The following is a 19,934-nucleotide window of genomic DNA, read 5'->3' as shown; positions in this document are numbered from 1 at the left end:
CCACCCCCGCACTGACCGCCTGATCGAACAGGATCACGCGGAAATCACCCCGATACACCACCCGCTTGGACTTGACCCTGTTTCCATAGGTCGATCTCTGCGGTCACCGCATGTGTGCCCTCGCATCTACACCGCCGCGCGGGCCCGGACACAAAGTGACCGGACCAGCGGCATAGCTGGTACCAATCTCGGCACGGACGGCCCGGGTCCGTGCCATTCCGAGCAGATCCCTGCCTACCGGGATGGTGTGGCCTAGCATGGCGTCACGGCTTCTCCCTGCCAAATCGGCGCATCCCCAAGGCGATGGACCCATGTCGAGGAGAAAGTGGGACCCATTTCATGTGCACTCGTGTGATCTGGCCGGATGCCGGCGGAGCAGTCATCGTCGGTCGCAACATGGACTTCCACCAGGAGCTGCATACCAACATTTGGAAGCTTCCACGCGGTATCGAGCGCGACGATCGAGTCAGAGGCAAGCTCCGCTGGATGGCCAAGTACGGCAGTGTCGTCTCCGGTGTCTACGACATCCTCTCGGCGGACGGCATCAATGAGAAGGGCATGGCTGGACATGTGCTGTGGCTGGCCGAGTCGGAGTACGGCAAACCCGATGATTCACGTCCTCAATTGGCGATGTCGGTGTGGCTGCAGTACTACCTGGACAACTTCCCCACCGTCGCTGCGGCCGTGGACTGGACCCGGCAGAACGACCCGCAAGTGGTCCCGATGACGGATCCGACCGGCGGTAGTCACCCGGCGATCCACCTCGCGCTGGACGATGCGTCCGGCGACTCTGTGATCCTCGAGTACATCGGCGGCGAACTGAATATTTTCCACAGCCGGGACTACCTCGTGATGACGAATTCGCCGACCTATGACAAGCAGCTCGAACTGGTGAAAAATTTCGAGGGGCTCGGCGGCGACGCCCCCTTGCCGGGCACGTGCGATGCTCGCGATCGGTTCGCCCGCGCGTTGTACTACGTGAAACATCAGGTCCAGCCGAAGACCCAATTGCAGGCCATCGCGGCGATGTACAGCATCATCCACAACGCCGCCCAGCCATTCCGCCTCGCCGAGCCGGGCAAGCCGGACGCCTCGCAGACGCTGTGGCAAACGGTTTGTGACCTGACAAACCTCCGCTACGTCTTCGAGTCGACCACCGCACCCAATATCGTGTGGGTGGATCTGGCCGACCTCGACTTCAGCGAGGGCTCCGGGGTCGCAAAAGTCGACCTGCTGAGCAAGCTCTGCCTCGAAGGCGGGCTGGCCGGCAATGTCGGCAAGGAGTTCAAGAAGCACCACACATTCCATATCGTCTCGATCGAGCAGGCCAAGCTCATCGGCGAAGCCGTTGAAGAGGCGAAGAGCGTTGCCGGCGAGACGAAGCCGCTACAGGAACTCGTCACCGAGATGCGCGACGCACTGCTGGTGAAGGCGGGGTACATCACCGCCGAGTAGCGCACCGGCCTCGCTCTACGGCAAGCGCGGCCGGTGCCTGACTGGGAGATCGAGCAGATGGCAGACACGTCACCCACGAACACGCTGACCGCCATTGCCGTCCCCCGGTCAAGCCGATAGTCCTGCCGCCACTCACGCCACGCCCACCGGGCGCCAGTTCGACCCGACCGACGAGGCAGGCAGTGTTCACCGCGATGGGTGGTGAGCAACGGCCGAGCGTGGCGGATGCTGTTTGCTCGTTCGGGGTGACGGCGCAGCTGCACGAGCACGTCACGACCTGCCGGGCATCAGCGACGAAACACCCGATTCACAGCTGGTAATCAGCGTCAATAGCCAACTGTCCTTTAGGAAATCGCAGTTCGGACCCGGTCCCATGTTCACAGTGCCCCGCCGGGGGCACACCGAAGATGGGAACGGGACCGGCGCGTCGCGATTGACGCGTTGGTCCACTTCGCCTAGCGGGGCGGCTGCTGCTCGTTGACCGGGCGGAAATCGGGGAAGGAGATGCTCAGGCGACGTCGGTGTTGACCATAGTCAGAGACGTCGGCCCGGCGCTGATCGTGAGGGCAGTGAGCGCTTCGGCGAGCACCAATTCGACCTCGGTCGCGAAGTCGGTCACCGTTTTGTCGATCTTGGTCGCCTCGCGGCGGATAACGTCGGCCGATTTCTCTGCGGCAGCGAGCTTTTCGAGTTTGAACAACGCGCTTTGCACCTCATCCGATCCGCCGCCGCACGTTGACCACGTGCGCGCCGACACAGTCGCGACTAATGTTTAGATGCGCATATCCGTATCACAACATTGCGCGCCAGCCAAAGCGGTCAAAACGGCGAATCGACCCTGACGGACGGTTCAGCTGTCGGCGCGAAACGTCTCGAAAATAGCACTGCACGTGGGCAAACGACGTTTGTATCAGGACGTCCACAGGTCCACAAACAGCAACAATCAGCAACCGGCGACACTCACCAACAACCGCGAACCCGCAGGTCGCGACGCTTCACCGGACAAAACCAACCGGTCATCAGTAGCATCGACTCCATGCGATCGATCTGGAAGGGTTCCATCGCGTTCGGGCTGGTGAATGTTCCGGTGAAGGTTTATACCGCCACCGAGGACCATGACATCAGGTTTCATCAGGTCCACGCCAAGGACGGCGGACGGATCAAGTACGACCGTGTCTGCACGGTGTGCGGGCAGTCGGTGGCCTTCGCGGATATCGATAAGGCGTACGAGTCGCCCGAGGGCGACAAGGTGATTCTCACCGACGAGGATTTCGCGAAGTTGCCGGTGGCCGAGAAGCACGAGATTCCGGTGCTGCAGTTCGTGCCCTCCGAGCAGATCGATCCGATCCTGTTCGACCGCAGTTACTATCTCGAGCCCGACTCCACGACACCCAAGGCGTACGTGTTGCTCGCGAAGACGCTCGATCAGGTGGACCGGGTCGCGCTGGTGCATTTCACGCTGCGGCAGAAGACGCGGCTGGCGGCGCTGCGGGTGCGTGACGGGGTGCTGGTGTTGCAGACGCTGCTGTGGCCGGACGAGGTGCGGGCCGCCGAATTCGAATCGCTCGACGATGCCGCCGCGCCGCGCTCGCAGGAGGTCGCGATGGCGCAGACGCTGGTCGACAGCATGTCGGAGGATTTCGATCCCGATCAGTACACCGACGAGTATCAGATCGAGCTGAAGAAGCTGCTCGACGAGGCCATCGAATCGGGATCCGACCGCGTCACCCGCCACGAAGAGGCAGAACCGGCGCAGATGGATGCCGAGGTGGTCGATCTGGTGGCCGCGCTGCAGCGCAGCCTCGAAGCCACCGGCCGCGGTGGGGAATCCGGGAAGTCGAGCCGGGGCCGCGCCTCGAAATCCGCGGCCAAGTCGACCGCGAAGGCGACCACGAAGCGGGCCGCGTCGAAATCCACCGGCAAGTCGGCGAGCAAGTCGACCGCGAAGAAAGCGGCGCCCAAGGCCACGAAACAGACTCGCAAGGGGGCATAGCGCCCCGTCCGCGCCGATTCCGGGACATTCGCCGAATCAGGCAATCGTGAGATATCCGACTGTTCGGCGCGCCCATTGCGCGCGGGTCGGCCATACTTTGGCGGGGCCTGGCGGTTACCGTACGGTGCAATCACAGTTCGACCTGGTCGGGGCCCGGATCGTCCCCGTACCACCAGCTTCCGGAGGAACCACATATGACCAACCCGTCGGACCCGAACGGCCCGTACGGCCAGCCGGGGCAACCGGGCTACGGGTATCCGCCCGCCGGCCCGCAGCCGGGCTACGGCGCACCCCCGCCGGGTTACGGCGCGCCGCCGCCCGGATATGCCGCTCCCCCTCCGGGTTACGGGACACCGCCTCCGGGATACGGTGCGGCACAACCGAATTACGGTGCGCCCGGTTACCCGCCGGCCGGACCCGGATACGGCTATCAGCAGCCGGGATTCGGCCCGCCCGCACCGTACGCCAGCTGGTTCGCGCGCGTCGGCGGCTACCTCATCGACGCGCTGATCGTCGGCGTCCCGCTGGCCATCCTGTACGGGCTCGCGTTCGGGCTCGGCACCAAGGACGTGGACTGCTCGTTCGACGACGACCCGTACAGCTCGTCGTATTCCTACTCCAGCACGTGCACGGGGGGCGGCCTGACCGCGGTCGGCATCATCCTGTTGCTGCTGGCCATCGCCGTGGGTGTGGGCCTCGGACTGTGGCTCATCCATCAGGAGGGCACGACCGGTCAGACGCCCGGTAAGAAGGTCGTCGGCATCCGCGTGATCAAGGAAGCCGACGGTCAGGTGCTCGGTTTCGGCATGGCCTTCGTGCGCAAGCTCTGCCACATTCTCGACAACGCCCTGTGCGGCCTCGGCTACCTGTGGCCGCTGTGGGACGAGAAGAACCAGACCTTCGCCGACAAGATCGTCGGCACCATCGTGGTGCAGGCTCAGAAGTAACGTCGCTACCCAGCGCTGTCACGGCCCCGCGGTTCCCTCACCGGACGCGGGGCCGTTTCGCGCTGCTCACACGCCCTTGGGCGCCCGGGAGGACATGAATCCGAACAGGTAGCCCGCTACTCGCCGCATCTGAATCTCCTCCGCCCCCTCGGTGATTCGATAGCGGCGGTGGTGGCGGTAGATGTGTTCGAAGGGCTGGTGGCGGGAATAGCCGAGGCCGCCGAACACCTGCATGGCGCGATCGGCTGCCTCACAACACAATCGGTTGGCCCAGTAATTGCACATCGACACCTGTTCGGACGCGGCGAAGGTGCCGTGCCGATCCATGGTCCAGGCGGTCTTGTGGATCAGCGTGCGCAACATCTCGCACTGGGTGTGCAATTCGACCAGCGGGAACTGGATCGCCTGATTCTCGGCGAGCGCTTTGCCGAAGGGCTTGCGCTCCTTGGCATATGCCACCGCCCGGTCGATGCAGTATTGCGCCGCTCCGAGACTCGACGCCGCCTGGCGAATCCGGTTCTCGTTGAAGAAGTGCTGGACCACCGCCAGACCGCGGCCCTCGGGTCCGAAGACGGCGTCGGCGCCGACGCGCACATCGCGCAGGGTGACCCGCCCGTGATCGGTGGGCATGTTGAAGGTCCACAGATATTCCTCGACCGTGAATCCACGGGTATCGGGTGGCACCAGGAATGCGGTGATACCGGTGCCGTCACCCGCCTCGCCGGCGGTGCGCGCGAAGATCAGATCGGCGTCGGCGGTGTGAATGCCGGTATTCCAGGTCTTTTCGCCGTTGATCACCCAGCCGTCGCCGTCGCGCACCGCGCGGGTGTCCATATGCGTGGCGTCGGAACCGTGTTCGGGTTCGGTGATGCCGAAGGCGAAGAATTTCGTGCCCGCCGCCAGGCCCTCCACCCACTCCGCCTGCTGTTGTGGCGAACCGTATTCCAGCATCAGCAGCAGGCCCACGTTGTTGGCGACCACGGCATGTTCGTTCTGCAGATCGCAGTGCAGGCCGAGTCCCCGGCGGGCGAGGTGTTCGCGGATGACGGCCATATCGAGGTTGTCGCCGCCGCGGCCGCCGTATTCGGGTGGGAATGCGTAGCGGTAGTGCCCGGCGGCATCGGCTCGGCGGCGGGTCTCGGCGAGCAACTCCTCCCACTCGGCGCTGGGCAGCCCGCCGTGATCCCAGTCGGTGCGCGCGTCCTCTCGGCGGTGGTCGAAGAAGCGGATGTTGTCGTTCTCGCGTTCGAGCGGCACGATCTCACGGTCGATGAAGGCATCCAGTTCGGCCAGATAGTCGCTGAGCTCGGAGGGTATGTCGAAATCCACTGCTGCTCCTACCGTTTCGGCCGGTCCGGCAATTCGGCCCTCACGATATCGCGCAGCAGGCCTTCCCGGGGAAAACAACGGCGGCCGACCTGGAACCAGGTCGGCCGCCGCGGGTGTGAAACGTTCAGTGCGCGTTCGCGGTGCAACTGCTCAAGGCGATGTTCGCCGGGCGCGGGATCGCGCTCCCCAGGTCGGGGAACGGCGGGGCGCTCGGCCCCAGGAAATCCCTCGCCTGCTTCTCCGCCTCGACCTGGGTCGGACCCCAGCCGACCGCGATCCGGCCGTCCGCTCCCTGGGCGACAGCACCGCAGCCGTTGCTGAAATCCAAGATGACGCGGCAATCACCGCGGCCGCAGTGCGCCCGGGCCGCGGCATCCGCGCTGGGCGCGTCGGCGAAATTGGTGGCCGCGGCGACCACTCCGCTGCTGTCGGAGTAGGCGATCGCACCGTGCAGGTCACCGTCGGCCTGAGCCGAACCGGCGGCACCGGCCACCGCGAAACCCGCACCGGCCATCACTGCGACGGCCGCCGAGCGGACGCGCGTAAACATATGGGACATCCGTGAATCCACCCCGTTCGAGTCTGCGTACTGGACGCAGGCGATCCTGCTCCACGGCGAACCCGGATGTCCACTTCGCCCCCTACCCGGTGACGAGAATCAGACCGTGAAGCCCAGTGCGCGCAGCTGCTCGCGGCCGTCGTCGGTGATCTTGTCCGGACCCCACGGCGGCATCCAGACCCAGTTGATCTTCAGATCCTCCACCAAACCGCTGCGTACCAGCGCGTTTCGCGACTGGTCCTCGATGACGTCGGTGAGCGGGCAGGCCGCGGAGGTGAGGGTCATGTCGAGGACGGCCACGTCCTCCTCGACCCGCATCCCGTAGACCAGTCCCAGATCGACCACGTTGATGCCGAGTTCGGGGTCGACGACGTCACGCATCGCCTCTTCCATATCCTCGAGCAGCGCGATCTGCTCCTGGGACAGTTCGGCCTCGGTGTCCGTCTGTTCGGTTGCCGGCGTCTCAGTCATGACGTTCCCCATTTCCGGCGGACCCGTTGCCCATGGTCCGCTTGGTCTCTTCGGCCGAGGTTATCCGCACCACGGCGTCCTTGAACGCCATCCAGCCCAGCAGGGCACATTTCACCCGGGCCGGATATTTCGACACACCGGCCAGCGCGATGCCGTCGCCGATCATGTCCTCGTCGCCCTCGACCGTGCCGCGGCTCGAGATCATCTCGCTGTAGGAGTCGACCACCTTCAGCGCCTGCTGCACGGGCTGGCCGATGACCTGATCGGTGAGGATCGAGGTAGCGGCCTGGCTGATCGAGCAACCCTGCCCGTCGTAGGACACATCGGCGACGTCACCGTTGTCGTCGATGTGCACCCGCAGGGTCACCTCGTCACCGCAGGTCGGGTTGACGTGATGCACCTCGGCACCGAACGGCTCCCGCAGCCCGCGGTGGTGCGGATGCTTGTAGTGGTCCAGGATCACTTCCTGGTACATCTGTTCCATACGCATTGCGAAATCTCACGCCCCGTTCACTGGTCGCTCGCGCTCACCGGATTCAACGGTCGGCCACACCGAAGAATTTCTGTGCCTTACGGACCGCGGCCACCAGCGCCTCCACCTCGTCGAGGGTGTTGTAGACCGCGAAGGAGGCCCGGGCGGTGGCGGGTACGCCGAGCCGGCGCATCAGCGGCCAGGCGCAATGGTGCCCGACGCGGATGGCCACGCCCTCGTCGTCCAGGATCTGGCCCACGTCGTGCGGGTGGATTCCGTCGACCACGAACGACACCGCGCCACCGCGATCCACGTTCTCGGTCGGTCCCACGATGTGCACGCCGTCGATCGCGCCGAGTCCCTCCAGGGCGGCGCCGACCAGCGTATGTTCGTGCGCGGCAACGGCGTCCATCCCGATCGCCTCGAGATACCGCACGGCCGCGCCCAATCCGACCACCTGCGAGGTCATCGGCACGCCGGCCTCGAACCGCTGCGGCGGCGCCGCGTAGGTGGTGGCTTCCATGGTGACCGTCTCGATCATGGATCCGCCGGTGATGAACGGCGGGGTCTCCTCGAGCAGGGCGTAGCGGCCGTAGAGCACGCCGACACCGGACGGACCCAGCATCTTGTGCCCGGAGAAGGCGGCGAAATCGATGCCGAGCTCACGGAAGTTCACCGGCATGTGCGGGACCGACTGGCAGGCGTCGAGCACCACCAGGGCGCCGACCGCCTTGGCGCGGCGCACCATCTCGGGCACGTCGGCGACCGCACCGGTCACATTCGACTGATGGGTGAACGCGACGACCTTGGTCGCGGGCGACAATTCCAGCGAATCCAGATCGATGCGCCCGTCGTCGGTGATGCCGTACCACTTCAGGGTGGCACCGGTGCGACGCGCGAGTTCCTGCCACGGAACGAGATTCGCGTGATGCTCCAGCTCGGTGATCACGATCTCGTCGCCCGGTCCCACGTGGTACGGGAAGCGGTCGTCGGAGAACGAATACGTCACCAGGTTCAGCGACTCGGTGGCGTTCTTGGTGAAGACGATCTCGTTCGCCTCCACGCCCACGAAGCGCGCGATATCGGCCCGGGCGCCCTCGTAGGCGTCGGTCGCCTCCTCGGCGAGCTGATGCGCGCCGCGGTGCACGGCGGCGTTGGTGTGGGTGAGGAATTCGCGTTCGGCGTCCAGGACGGCCAGCGGTCGCTGCGAGGTGGCCCCGGAATCCAGGTACACCAACGGTTTTCCGTCACGCACCGTCCGGTTCAGGATCGGGAAATCGGCCCTGATCCTGGCGACGTCGAGTGTGCGTGTCACAGCGGTCATATCAGGCTCCCGCGGTCGCGGTCTGGGTGAAGCGGACGTAGCCGTTGGCGTCGAGTTCGTCGGCCAGCTCGGAGCCGCCCTCGGCCACGATGCGGCCGCCCACGAACACGTGCACGAACTGCGGCTGGATGTAGCGCAGGATCCGCGTGTAGTGGGTGATCAGCAGGACGCCGCCGTTCTCGCGCTCCTTGTAGCGGTTGACGCCCTCGGAGACGATGCGCAGCGCGTCGACGTCCAGACCGGAGTCGGTCTCGTCGAGGATGGCGATCTTCGGCTTGAGCAGGCCCAGCTGCAGGATTTCGTGGCGCTTCTTCTCACCGCCGGAGAAGCCCTCGTTGACGCTGCGGTCGGCGAAGGCGGCGTCGATTTCCAGCTCGCCCATCGACTCCTTGACTTCCTTGACCCAGTGGCGCAGCTTCGGGGCCTCGCCGCGCACGGCGGTCGCGGCGGTGCGCAGGAAGTTCGACATGGACACACCCGGCACCTCGACCGGGTACTGCATGGCCAGGAACAGGCCGGCGCGGGCGCGCTCGTCGACGGACATGGCCAGCACGTCCTCGCCGTCGAGGGTGATCGAACCCTGGGTCACGATGTACTTCGGGTGCCCGGCGATGGCGTAGGACAGGGTGGACTTGCCGGAGCCGTTCGGGCCCATGATGGCGTGGGTCTCGCCCGACTTCACGGTGAGGTTCACGCCCTTGAGGATCTTGATGGGCTCGCCGTTCTCGTCGGGATTGGCGACTTCGGCGTGCAGGTCCTTGATTTCGAGGGTGGTCATTGCATTCCTTCTGGGCTGGTGGAGGTTTCGGGCTGCCGGGACGCGTCGGTGCTAGGCACCGATGGCGGCGAGTTCGGCCTCGATGGCCGACTCCAGCCGCTCCCGGATCTCGACGACCGCGATCTTCTGGATGATCTCGTGGAAGAAACCACGCACCACCAGACGGCGGGCGGCCTCCTCCGGAATACCGCGAGCACGCAGGTAGAACAGCTGCTCGTCGTCGAATCGGCCGGTCGCCGAGGCGTGGCCGGCGCCGAGGATCTCACCGGTCTCGATCTCGAGATTCGGCACCGAATCGGCACGGGCGCCGTCGGTGAGGACCAGATTGCGGTTCGCCTCGTAGGTGTCGGTGCCCTCGGCCTCCGCGCGGATCAGCACGTCGCCGACCCAGACGGTGTGCGCGTCGGGCTTGGCCGAGCTCGGATCGCCCTGCAGCGCACCCTTGTACAGCACATTCGACTTGCAGTGCGGCTGCGCGTGGTCGACCAGCAGGCGCTGCTCGAAATGCTGTCCGTCGTCGGCGAAGTACAGGCCCAGCAGTTCGGCGTCGCCGCCGGGGCCGTCGTAGCGCACGGTCGCGGTCAGCCGCACCAGATCGCCGCCGAGGGTCACATCGGTGTGCCGCAGCACGGCATCGCGACCCAGCTTGGCGTGATGGGCGGTGACGTGCACGGCGTCGTCGTCCCAGTCCTGGACCGCGACCACGGTCAGCTTGGCGCTGTCGCCGAGCACGAATTCCACGTTCTCCGCGTAGGTTCCGCTGCCGCGCTGATCGATGACCACCGTCGCGACCGCGAAGTTGCCGAGCCGGATCTGCAGATGTCCGAAGGCCGTCTTGTCCGCGCCGGGGCCGGTGACCCGGACGACGACCGGGCGGCCGACCTCGGTCTCGGCGCCGACCGACACCACGGTGGCCTGTTCGAAACCCGAATAGGCTTGGGCGGCAACACGATCGGTGGGCACCCCACCCTCGCCGAGCCGGGCGTCGTCACGGCCGACAGTCTCGACCGTCACACCGTCGATCACCGAGCCGTCGACGGCAGCGACCTCGATACCCGCTCGGCCGTCACGCACCGCGGTGCCGTCGTGCAGGCCACGCAGCCGGCGCAGCGGGGTGAACCGCCAGGCCTCGTCGTGGGCCGAGGGCACCTCGAAGGCGCCCACGTCGAACGAGGCGAACAGCTCACCCTTGTTGACGGCCGGGATGCGGGCCTCGCCCGCGACAGCCACATTCTCGACCGGCATCAGCCGACCGCTCCTTCCATCTGCAGCTCGATGAGCCGGTTCAGCTCCAACGCGTATTCCATCGGCAGTTCCTTGGCGATAGGCTCGACGAAGCCGCGCACCACCATCGCCATCGCCTCGTCCTCGGTCATGCCGCGGCTCATCAGGTAGAACAGCTGATCCTCGGACACCTTGGAGACGGTGGCCTCGTGGCCCATCGTCACGTCGTCCTCGCGGATGTCGACGTAGGGGTAGGTGTCGGAGCGGCTGATCGTATCCACCAGCAGCGCATCGCATTTCACGGTCGACTTGGAGCCGTGCGCACCCTTGTTGACCTGAACCAGGCCGCGGTAGGACGCCCGGCCGCCACCGCGCGCCACCGACTTCGACACGATGGTCGAGGAGGTGTGCGGCGCCAGGTGCAGCATCTTCGAGCCGGTGTCCTGGTGCTGGCCCTCGCCCGCGAACGCCACCGACAACACCTCACCCTTGGCGTACTCGCCGGTCATCCAGACCGCCGGGTACTTCATGGTGACCTTGGAGCCGATGTTGCCGTCGATCCATTCCATGGTCGCGCCCGCCTCTGCCTTGGCCCGCTTGGTGACCAGGTTGTAGACGTTGTTCGACCAGTTCTGGATGGTGGTGTAGCGGCAGCGGCCGCCCTTCTTCACGATGATCTCCACGACCGCGGAATGCAGCGAGTCGGACTTGTAGATCGGCGCGGTACAACCCTCGACGTAGTGCACGTAAGCGCCCTCGTCGACGATGATCAGGGTGCGCTCGAACTGGCCCATGTTCTCGGTGTTGATCCGGAAGTAGGCCTGCAGCGGGATGTCGACGTGCACGCCCGGCGGGACGTAGATGAAGGAGCCACCCGACCACACGGCGGTGTTCAGCGCGGAGAACTTGTTGTCGCCGGCCGGGATCACCGAGCCGAAGTACCGCTGGAAGATCTCCGGGTGCTCACGCAGGCCGGTGTCGGTGTCGAGGAAGATGACGCCCTGGGCCTCGAGATCCTCGCGGATCTGGTGATAGACCACCTCGGACTCGTACTGGGCGGCCACACCGGCGACCAGGCGCTGCTTCTCGGCCTCCGGGATGCCCAGCTTGTCGTAGGTGTTCTTGATGTCCTCGGGCAGATCTTCCCAGCTCTCGGCCTGCTTCTCGGTCGAGCGCACGAAGTATTTGATGTTGTCGAAGTCGATGCCCTCGAGGTTGGAGCCCCAGCTCGGCATCGGCTTGCGGTCGAAGATCCGCAACGCCTTGAGGCGGGCGTTGAGCATCCACTCGGGCTCGTTCTTCTTCGCCGAGATGTCGCGCACGACGTCCTCGGACAGGCCGCGCTTGGCGCTGGCGCCGGCGATATCCGAATCCGCCCAGCCGTAGCCGTAGGTACCCAGCGAGGCGATGGTCTCCTCTTGGGTCAGGGGCTGGTTCTGGGGCGCATCGGATTCACGGCTCGCCGCGGTGGTCGACGTCATTCGGCACTCCTTCCGGAGTCGTTTCGAGCTGCCGTTGCGGGCTGTGCAACGGCGCGGGTGGCGGGCTGAGCATTGCTCGTCGGGGGATTGCTCGTCGGGGGAACGGACAGGGGTACGTGGGTGGTGCAGGCGCAATCACCGTTGGCGATGGTCGCGAGCCGCTGCACGTGGGTTCCGAGCAGCTCGCGAAACGCCTCGAGTTCGGCGGCGCACAGTTCCGGGAACTCCTCGGCCACATGCGAGACCGGGCAGTGATGCTGGCATATCTGGACGCCGGAGCCGACCTTGCGAGTGGTGGCGGCGAATCCGGCGTCGCTGAACGCCTCGGCGATCTCCTCCGCCTTCTCCGAGGTGGCGGCCGGGGTGTGCTGAGCCAGGCGATCGATACCGGCGACGATCACACCGACGCGACGGCGAGCGAAATCCATGATCGCGTTCTCGCCGCCGATCTCGCGCAGCTGCCGCATCGCGGCTCCCGCCAGATCGTCGTAGGCGTGGCCGAGCCGGCCGCGACCGGCCGCGGTCAGCTGGAACTGCTTGGCGGGACGACCGCGGCCCTGCTGTTGCCACGGTGCCGAGCGCATGGCCCGGGCCTCGCCGGATTCGATCAGCGCGTCGAGATGACGACGCACGCCGGCCGGGCTCAGACCCAGCCGCTGCCCGATGGCCGTCGCGGTGATCGGCCCCTCCTCCAGCAGCAGCTGGACGACGGCCGCGCGAGTATGCCCCTCACCGGCGGCGGCCGCGGGCGCGGCGGAAGGCCGGGCGCCCTGCTGACGCTCGGTATTCACCTCGTTCTCCCGCAAACCCACGGTTTTCACAACATCAGTGTGACGGAATTATTTCCCGCATTCTAGTAAGGGTGCCCTGAATCGCAGCCGGATGCGGCTCCGACCTGGGCATCGACCGCCGGTGCAATATGTCACGGCCCGCGCCGCGACGTTGCGACGGCCGCGGCTCCCACCCCGGCTACGCTTGACCTCCGTGGCGGTTGTGGAAGGCGCATGGCGTAGGAGCATCGAGATCGGACGCCGGGCCCTGGGCCTGGACGTCCCGCCCGCCGATCACACCATCGCGGTACTACACACCGTCGAAGCCGACGCGCCGGGGCTGGACAGCCGGGAAACCGCGCAGTTCAAACGAATTCGTCTGCTCGGCGCCACCGGCTCGGTGCTCATGGCGATCAGCGCGCTGGGCGTCGCCGCCCAGCCGGTACTGCAGAATCCGGTCTCCGGTGTCCGGGTGATCGGCGTCTTCGCACGCTGGCAGACCTCGTCGCTGGCGCTGTGCATGATCGGCACGGTCTTCGTCGTGATGGCGTGGCTGCTGCTCGGCCGCTTCGCGGTCGGCGGTTTCGGCGGCTCCCCCGTCCATCGGCTCAGCCGCTCGCAGCTGGATCGCACGCTGCTGCTGTGGATCATCCCGCTGTCGGTGGCGCCGCCGCTGTTCTCCAACGATGTCTATTCGTATCTGGCGCAGGGCGAGATCGCGGCCCGCGGCCTCGATCCGTACGCCGTCGGCCCGGCCACCGGCCTGGGCCTGCACAACGTGCTGACCTACAACGTGCCCAACATCTGGCGCGACACTCCCGCCCCGTACGGACCGCTGTTCGTCTGGATGGGTCGCGGGATCGCCCATGTGACCGGCGACAACATCATCGTCGGCGTATGGGCGCATCGGTTGCTGGCATTGGCCGGGGTGGCTCTGATCGTCTGGGCGCTGCCGCGCCTGTCGCGGCGCTGCGGAGTCGCGCCGGTCAGCGCGCTGTGGCTGGGCGCGGCCAATCCGCTGGTGCTGTTCCATTTGGTCGGCGGCGTGCACAACGAAGCCTTGATGCTGGGCCTGATGCTGGCCGGGGTGGAGTTCTGCCTGCGCGCGCTGGCTACCGAGCACACATCCGGGCTGGGCGGGTTCGACCAGCGCGGCTGGCTCCTGCTGACCTTCGGCGCCGTGGTGATCACGCTGTCGTCGGCGGTGAAGATCCCCTCGATCATCGCGCTCGGATTCGTCGGCATGGCCCTGGCCCGGCGCTGGGGGCGCGGCTGGCGGCCGTTGCTGGCCGCCGCGGCGGTCCTCGGCGCGATCACCGTGGTCACCACGTTGTTCGTCAGTTACACCTCCGGGCTCGGTTTCGGCTGGACACACACCCTCAATGCCGCCAGCACCGTGCGCAGCTGGATGTCGCTACCCACCGCGGTCGGCATCGTCACCGGATTCGGCGGCGTGCTGCTGGGACTGGGCGACCACACCACCGCGCTGCTGAGCATTACCCGCCCGATCGCCGCGGTCGTGGCGGCGCTGATCACCATGCGCATGCTCATCGCCACGTGGACCGGGCGGTTGCAGCCGGTCGGCGCGATGGGTGTGTCGCTCGCGGCGATAGTGCTGCTGTTCCCGGTCGTGCAGCCGTGGTATCTGCTGTGGGCGATCATGCCGCTCGCGGCGTGGGCGACCACTCCCGCGTTCCGAGTCCCCGCCGTGGTGTTCTCCGCGGTCGTGAGCGTGATCCTGATGCCGCGCGGCGCGGATTTCGGGGTCTTCCAGATCATCGAGGCGGCGGTCGCCGTGGTCATCGTCGCGCTCGGATTCATCGCGGTGACCCGGAACCTGCTGCCCTGGCGTAACCGGACAGGGGTGTCTGCTCCGTCACAGCCGGGCCCGGCATACGGTGTCTCATCGTGAGCGCAGCCTCGGAACCCGCTGTCTGTATCGACGGTGTTGTGAAACGCTACGGCGACACCACCGCCGTGGACGGGATCGCTTTCGAGGTCGGACGTGCGGAGGTGCTGGCGCTGCTGGGGCCCAACGGCGCCGGGAAGACCACTACAGTCGAAATGTGTGAGGGGTTCCTCTCCCCCGACGCCGGTTCGGTGCGAGTGCTCGGGCTGGATCCGGTCGCCGATTCGGATCGCCTGCGCCCGCGCATCGGTGTGATGCTGCAGGGCGGCGGGGCCTATCCGGGTTCGCGGGCCGGCGAGATGCTCGATCTGGTCGCCTCCTACGCCGCCGATCCGCTCGATCCGCAATGGCTGCTCGACACCCTAGGCCTGCACGACGCTCGCCGCACCCCGTATCGGCGGCTCTCCGGTGGTCAGCAGCAGCGCCTCGCGCTCGCGTGCGCGCTGGTGGGGCGACCCGAGCTGGTCTTCCTCGACGAGCCCACGGCCGGAATGGACGCGCAGGCCCGGCATCTGGTGTGGGAGCTGATCGATGCGCTGCGCCGCGACGGCGTCGGCATTCTGCTCACCACGCACATGATGGACGAGGCCGAACAGCTGGCCGACCGGCTGGTGATCATCGATCACGGCCGCATCGTCGCCGCCGGTACCCCGGCCGAGGTGACCTCCGCCGGCGCGGAAGGCCAACTACGTTTCAGCGCGCCGCCGAAACTCGACCTGTCGCTGCTGGAGAGCGCACTGCCGGAAGGTTTCGCGCCCAGCGAGACCGCGCCCGGCTCCTATCTGCTGTGCGGCGACATCACCCCGCAGGTGCTGGCCACCGTGACCGCCTGGTGCGCGCGAATCGACGTGCTGCCCACCGACATTCGCATCGACCAGCGCCGCCTGGAGGATGTGTTCCTCGAACTGACCGGACGGGAGCTGCGCGGATGACCCGGACCGCCCCTCGTTTCACCCCCGGCACCTTCAGCCCCGCACCGCGGCCGGCCCCGCGCCTGGCGATGCTGACCGCGCAGACCCGCATGGAACTGATCCTGTTGCTGCGCAACGGCGAACAGCTCCTGCTCACCATGTTCATCCCGATCACGCTGCTGATCGGGCTGACTCTGCTGCCGCTGGGCTCGAGCCTCGGCGAACACCACAAGGTCGACCGGATCGTGCCGGCGGTGATGATGGTGGCCATCATGTCCACCGCGTTCACCGGCCAGGCCATCGCGGTCGGCTTCGACCGCCGCTACGGTGCGCTGAAACGCTTGGGCGCCACGGCATTACCGCGCTGGGGCATCGTCGGCGGCAAATGCGCGGCGGTGCTGATCGTGGTGGTCCTGCAATCGGTTCTGCTCGGCCTGATCGGCGTCGCACTGGGCTGGCGGCCCTCGATCGGCGGCCTGCTGCTGGGCGCGTTCGTCATCATGCTGGGCACCGCCGCCTTCGTCGCGATGGGACTGCTGCTGGGCGGCACCCTCAAGGCCGAGATCGTGCTCGCGCTCGCCAACATCCTGTGGTTCGTGATGCTGGGAGTGGCGAGCCTGGTCTTCGCTTCCGACAACCTCCCGCACGCGGTGACGCTGATCGCGCGACTGATCCCGTCCGGAGCGCTGGCCGAGGCACTGGACCAGGCGTTGCACACCAGCGTGGACTGGTACGGCATCGCGGTGCTCGTGGTGTGGGGCGCGGTGACGGGCTGGCTCGCGACGCGCTGGTTCCGCTTCGACTGAATCACCGGACCCGACCCGGGTGTGACGGCAACGACACAACGTAGTAGCCCCGGTGCGGGCGCGGCTCCGGCTGCGTCTACCATCGTTTCGTGCTGTCACGCGCGTTTGTGCGACTGGTCGACTTTCTGCCGCTGCCCTCCCTGCGGGTGCAGCGCATCTTCGCGTTGGCGGTGATCCTGTCCCAGGCGGGCATCTCCGTGACGGGCGCGATCGTGCGTGTCACCTCCTCTGGCCTGGGCTGCCCGACCTGGCCGCAGTGCTTCCCCGGCAGTTTCACCCCCACCGCCCACGCCGAAGTTCCGGCGCTCCACCAGGCGGTCGAATTCTCCAATCGCATGCTCACCTTCGCGGTGACACTGTGCGCGGCGCTGATCGTGCTCGCCGTGGTACGCGCCCGGCGGCGGCGCGAGGTCGTCGTCTATGCCTGGCTGATGCCCGGCGGCACCGTGCTGCAGGCCGTGATCGGCGGAATCACCGTGCGCAGCGGATTGCTGTGGTGGACGGTGTCGGTCCACCTGCTGGCCTCGATGCTGATGGTGTGGCTGGCGACGCTGCTGTTCGCCAAGGTCGGCGAACCCGACGACGGGGTCGACGTCGTGCAGGTCCCGGCACCCCTGCGCTGGCTGACCGCACTGAGCGCGGTCGCGATGACCGGCACACTCATCGCCGGCACCCTGGTCACCGGCGCCGGACCGCACGCCGGGGACAAGAGCACCGAACGGCCGGTGGCGCGCCTGCAGATCGAGATCGTCACCCTGGTGCACGCCCACGCCGAACTGCTCGTGGCGTATCTGGCGCTGCTCGTCGGCCTCGGCTTCGGACTGGCCGCGGTGGGGATGACCCGCGCGATCCGGATGCGTCTGATCGTGGTGATCGCCACGGTCTGCGCCCAGGCGCTCGTCGGCATCGTCCAGTACTTCACACACGTTCCCGCGGCGCTGGTGGTCGTGCACGTCGGCGGCGCCACCGCGTGCATCGTCGCGACGGCCGCGTTGTGGGCCTCGATGCGCACCCGCGAACAGGTCACCGCGCCTGCCCCCGAAGCAGCCGCCCGCGCCGCCTGAACCGGGGCGCGCGCTGCCGTCGTCACGCCCGGCCGCGCGAACTCCTGCCTCCGCTGAGCAAGTGCACTACGCCGGTGTCCGATCGAGTGCGTCCCAATCGCGGATCGCGGCACAACTGCGCCGCACCATCGCGGCGAACATCTCGTCCCCGCGCGGCGTGACCGTGCCGTAGGCAGCGCCGAACACCGCGACCAGCGGCCCCTGCACCAGGGCGAAACCGTAGTCGCGCCGGCACTGATCCAGTGTGTAATCGCCGACGCCGTAGGAACACAGTGCGCGCCAATAGGTTTCGATGATGGAGTCCTCGTGCGCCCGCCGGAGGTCCGGTTCGAGACCGGTGGCGACGAAATACGACAGATCACGCGCCGGCAATCCGAGACCGAGCGTCTGCCAGTCCAGCGCCCACACCTCGACCTCGCCACTGTCCTCGGAGAACATCAGATTGTCCAAGCGGTAGTCGCCGTGGACCGGCGCAAAACGATCGGGCGCCGCCAGCAGCCAGTCGGCGATGCCGGGAACACAGGCGCGCAAGGTGTCGCGGTCGGCCGGGGACAGCCGCTCTCCCAGGCGCTCGAGGAAGATCTCCGTCGCCGGACCGTACAACTCCGACAGGGCCTGCGCCTCGGCCGCACCGTTGAAGTTCAGCCCTTCGATCGCGGACAAGCCGGGATCGCACCAGCGGGGACCGTGCAGTCCCGCCAGATTCCGGACCGCCGCGTTCGCCTGCGCCACCGTGCATCCCGCGATCTGATCGCCCTGGCGCGCCGGCGCGAGATCGTCGAGCAGCAGGGTGAATTCCGCTCCGTCACCGGCGAATTCGGCGAAATGGCAGGTGGGCACCCGCACCGAGACGGTGGGTGCGATCTCGCGGTAGAAGCGGATCTCCTGCCGATAAGCGCCCGCGACCATGGCACGCGCGGCCGGGTCGGCGGCGGGCAGTTTCGCCATCAACCGCGGGGGCGCCGATTCGCCGTCGATCTCGAGCCGGAACACCGAACCCATCTGCCCGGTGCCCACCGGCGTCGCGGTGACCGCGCGCACCGGCGTCGACAGCGCCCGGCTCAACCACTGTGGGGTGATCCGCTCGGCGTCCACCACGACCTCCGCCATTGCCGTCATCCGCGGACTCCCTTCACCCGGACACGATGCCGGACATGTGTCCAGGACAGTAACACGGCCGGGCGGCTCGGATACCGGAATGAGGGAGGCAGATGATGCGGTCATGACCCACCCAGGCCGGGCGCTCACCGACGATCACGGCCGGATTTCGAGCGAAGCTGGCCGGACCCTGGCGATCCGGTCCGCCGCGGACGCGACATAATTTCCTCATGCCGACCTACGCCTACCGCTGCCGGGAATGTACGGAATCGTTCGAACTGACCCGGCCGATGAGCGAATCCGGCGACCCGGCTCTCTGCCCGGGTGGCCACAGCGACACCGTCAAACTGCTCACCACGGTCGCCTTGACCGGTAAGGCCGCGGGGTCGGCCGCCGCACCGCCCGCGCCGACCGGCGGCGGTTGCTGCGGGGGCGGCTGCTGCGGCTGATCGCGGTCAGGCGCGGTCGGCGATCAGCGCCCGCCCCAATCCGTAGGCACGGGACTGGCGGGCCGGTACGCCGAGCCGGCGCGCCGCCTCGATCAACTCCACATCGGCGGTGACGGTGAGCCCGTAACGCGTTGTCAGCGCGGCCATATCCGCCGGCGACCACGCCGATACGTGCGGTTCGTCCGCGAGCGGATCCTGGCCACCGGACAGCTTGCTGAACAGGCGCATACCGGCCCGGCCCAGTCCGGCGAGGCGGTTCGGGGTGGGATAGGTCGCGATCAGCCGGCTGCCGGGCGCGCTGCGGGCGGCGACGACCGCCAGCGTCGATTCGACCTGCGGCTGCGTCAGATACGGCAGGACCCCCTCCCACACCCACGTGGTCGTCGCCTCCGCGCGATGGCCCGCCTCGGTCAGTCGCGCCCCCAGGTCGTCGCGGCCGAATTGCACCGGCACATAGGTCAGCGACTTCGCGACCGGCACCAGTGTGCCCACCCGTTCGCGCTTATCCCGTTGCGAGGCAGGATGATCCACCTCGAATACGTCGGCCGCGGGGTGATCCGTCCGCCAGGCCCGCCCGTCGAGTCCGGCGCCGAGAAGCACCAACTGCGCGGCGGACGCCTCGCGGATCGCCTTGTCGATGACGACGGTGCGGGTCGCGAGGACGGCGGCCGTGGCGGTGAGCATCTCGTATTCGAGCCGCTCCCGCCAGCCGCCGGGGGGATGCTCGGCTCGGGCGCGCCGCACCGCCGCCAGTTCGTCGTCGTGAAGTAATTGCGCCGCAATGGGATCCGAGAATCGCCCGACCGCCAGTCGCCCGTCGGCCACTGCCCGGCCCTGACAGACCAGCACCGCGGTCCGGCTCGCCGCTTTATCCGTCACACCGTCGATTATGGT

At 67.3% G+C, this 19,934-nt stretch carries 20 protein-coding genes; 8 read left to right on the top strand and 12 right to left on the bottom strand.

The window, feature by feature from the left end; translation table 11 throughout:
- Positions 1-339: 339 nt before the first annotated feature.
- A complete protein-coding gene (locus A5789_RS03950; protein ID WP_063013272.1) occupies positions 340-1,455 on the top strand; it encodes a linear amide C-N hydrolase in 1,116 nt (371 codons plus the stop codon).
- A gap of 508 nt (positions 1,456-1,963) precedes the next feature.
- Here the strand turns inward: A5789_RS03950 and A5789_RS03945 are convergent.
- On the bottom strand, positions 1,964-2,167 hold the full coding sequence (locus A5789_RS03945; protein WP_146102251.1) for a hypothetical protein: 204 nt from the start codon (positions 2,165-2,167) through the stop codon (positions 1,964-1,966).
- A 324-nt stretch (positions 2,168-2,491) separates the two neighbouring features.
- Here A5789_RS03945 and A5789_RS03940 point away from each other — a divergent pair, with 324 nt between their 5' ends.
- Complete coding sequence (locus A5789_RS03940; protein ID WP_064906495.1) at positions 2,492-3,448, top strand: Ku protein; 957 nt, start codon at positions 2,492-2,494, stop codon at positions 3,446-3,448.
- Positions 3,449-3,642: 194 nt separating this feature from the next.
- Complete coding sequence (locus A5789_RS03935) at positions 3,643-4,395, top strand: RDD family protein (protein WP_030518450.1); 753 nt, start codon at positions 3,643-3,645, stop codon at positions 4,393-4,395.
- Positions 4,396-4,461: 66 nt separating this feature from the next.
- On the opposite strand, the gene A5789_RS03930 is transcribed toward A5789_RS03935, so the two are convergent.
- The 9 genes from A5789_RS03930 to A5789_RS03890 all read right to left on the bottom strand — a co-directional run bounded on the left by A5789_RS03930 (position 4,462) and on the right by A5789_RS03890 (position 12,854).
- On the bottom strand, positions 4,462-5,724 hold the full coding sequence (locus A5789_RS03930; protein ID WP_064906497.1) for an acyl-CoA dehydrogenase family protein: 1,263 nt from the start codon (positions 5,722-5,724) through the stop codon (positions 4,462-4,464).
- Between the two features lie 124 nt (positions 5,725-5,848).
- Positions 5,849-6,274 (bottom strand): DUF4189 domain-containing protein, encoded by a 426-nt coding sequence (locus A5789_RS03925; protein ID WP_063013279.1) that lies wholly within the window; start codon positions 6,272-6,274, stop codon positions 5,849-5,851.
- Positions 6,275-6,382: 108 nt separating this feature from the next.
- On the bottom strand, positions 6,383-6,754 hold the full coding sequence (locus tag A5789_RS03920) for a metal-sulfur cluster assembly factor (RefSeq protein WP_064902641.1): 372 nt from the start codon (positions 6,752-6,754) through the stop codon (positions 6,383-6,385).
- Positions 6,747-7,244, bottom strand: a complete 498-nt coding sequence (sufU, locus tag A5789_RS03915) for a Fe-S cluster assembly sulfur transfer protein SufU (protein ID WP_064902642.1) — start codon at positions 7,242-7,244, stop codon at positions 6,747-6,749. The genes A5789_RS03920 and sufU overlap by 8 nt, the downstream gene beginning before the upstream one ends.
- Before the next feature lie 46 nt (positions 7,245-7,290).
- Entirely contained in the window at positions 7,291-8,550 is a 1,260-nt protein-coding gene (locus A5789_RS03910; RefSeq protein ID WP_063013286.1) for a cysteine desulfurase, read from the bottom strand.
- Position 8,551: 1 nt separating this feature from the next.
- Positions 8,552-9,328 carry a Fe-S cluster assembly ATPase SufC gene (gene sufC / locus A5789_RS03905; protein ID WP_030518444.1) on the bottom strand — a complete coding sequence of 259 codons (777 nt, stop codon included), beginning with the start codon at positions 9,326-9,328 and terminating at the stop codon, positions 8,552-8,554.
- 51 nt (positions 9,329-9,379) lie between these two features.
- Positions 9,380-10,573: a Fe-S cluster assembly protein SufD gene (sufD, locus tag A5789_RS03900; protein ID WP_063013288.1), complete on the bottom strand. Its 1,194-nt coding sequence runs from the start codon at positions 10,571-10,573 to the stop codon at positions 9,380-9,382.
- Positions 10,573-12,033: a Fe-S cluster assembly protein SufB gene (gene sufB, locus A5789_RS03895; protein ID WP_063013289.1), complete on the bottom strand. Its 1,461-nt coding sequence runs from the start codon at positions 12,031-12,033 to the stop codon at positions 10,573-10,575. The genes sufD and sufB overlap by 1 nt, the downstream gene beginning before the upstream one ends.
- A complete protein-coding gene (locus A5789_RS03890; RefSeq protein ID WP_082940442.1) occupies positions 12,030-12,854 on the bottom strand; it encodes a metalloregulator ArsR/SmtB family transcription factor in 825 nt (274 codons plus the stop codon). The genes sufB and A5789_RS03890 overlap by 4 nt, the downstream gene beginning before the upstream one ends.
- Before the next feature lie 163 nt (positions 12,855-13,017).
- Between A5789_RS03890 and mptB the strand changes: the two genes are divergently transcribed.
- The 4 genes from mptB to A5789_RS03870 all read left to right on the top strand — a co-directional run bounded on the left by mptB (position 13,018) and on the right by A5789_RS03870 (position 17,493).
- The gene (mptB, locus tag A5789_RS03885) at positions 13,018-14,715 is read left to right on the top strand and encodes a polyprenol phosphomannose-dependent alpha 1,6 mannosyltransferase MptB (protein ID WP_063013336.1); all 1,698 of its coding nucleotides are present in this window, start codon (positions 13,018-13,020) and stop codon (positions 14,713-14,715) included.
- On the top strand, positions 14,712-15,644 hold the full coding sequence (locus A5789_RS03880) for an ABC transporter ATP-binding protein (protein WP_063013291.1): 933 nt from the start codon (positions 14,712-14,714) through the stop codon (positions 15,642-15,644). Before mptB ends, A5789_RS03880 begins: the two co-directional genes overlap by 4 nt.
- Positions 15,641-16,429, top strand: a complete 789-nt coding sequence (locus A5789_RS03875; protein WP_063013293.1) for an ABC transporter permease — start codon at positions 15,641-15,643, stop codon at positions 16,427-16,429. The genes A5789_RS03880 and A5789_RS03875 overlap by 4 nt, the downstream gene beginning before the upstream one ends.
- 89 nt (positions 16,430-16,518) lie before the next feature.
- The gene (locus A5789_RS03870) at positions 16,519-17,493 is read left to right on the top strand and encodes a heme A synthase (RefSeq protein ID WP_064902643.1); all 975 of its coding nucleotides are present in this window, start codon (positions 16,519-16,521) and stop codon (positions 17,491-17,493) included.
- 66 nt (positions 17,494-17,559) lie between these two features.
- Here A5789_RS03870 and A5789_RS03865 read toward each other — a convergent pair whose 3' ends face one another.
- Entirely contained in the window at positions 17,560-18,612 is a 1,053-nt protein-coding gene (locus tag A5789_RS03865) for an ecdysteroid 22-kinase family protein (protein ID WP_227462761.1), read from the bottom strand.
- A 209-nt stretch (positions 18,613-18,821) separates the two neighbouring features.
- Between A5789_RS03865 and A5789_RS03860 the strand changes: the two genes are divergently transcribed.
- Entirely contained in the window at positions 18,822-19,040 is a 219-nt protein-coding gene (locus A5789_RS03860; protein WP_030518435.1) for a zinc ribbon domain-containing protein, read from the top strand.
- A gap of 6 nt (positions 19,041-19,046) precedes the next feature.
- On the opposite strand, the gene A5789_RS03855 is transcribed toward A5789_RS03860, so the two are convergent.
- Positions 19,047-19,919 carry an SAM-dependent methyltransferase gene (locus A5789_RS03855; protein WP_064902645.1) on the bottom strand — a complete coding sequence of 291 codons (873 nt, stop codon included), beginning with the start codon at positions 19,917-19,919 and terminating at the stop codon, positions 19,047-19,049.
- Positions 19,920-19,934: the final 15 nt, after the last annotated feature.

The organism is Nocardia sp. 852002-51101_SCH5132738, assembly GCF_001665695.1.
Taxonomy (GTDB): domain Bacteria; phylum Actinomycetota; class Actinomycetes; order Mycobacteriales; family Mycobacteriaceae; genus Nocardia; species Nocardia nova.
The sequence above is the reverse complement of the archived record's forward strand: the minus strand, read 5'-3'. Positions and strand labels throughout refer to the sequence as shown.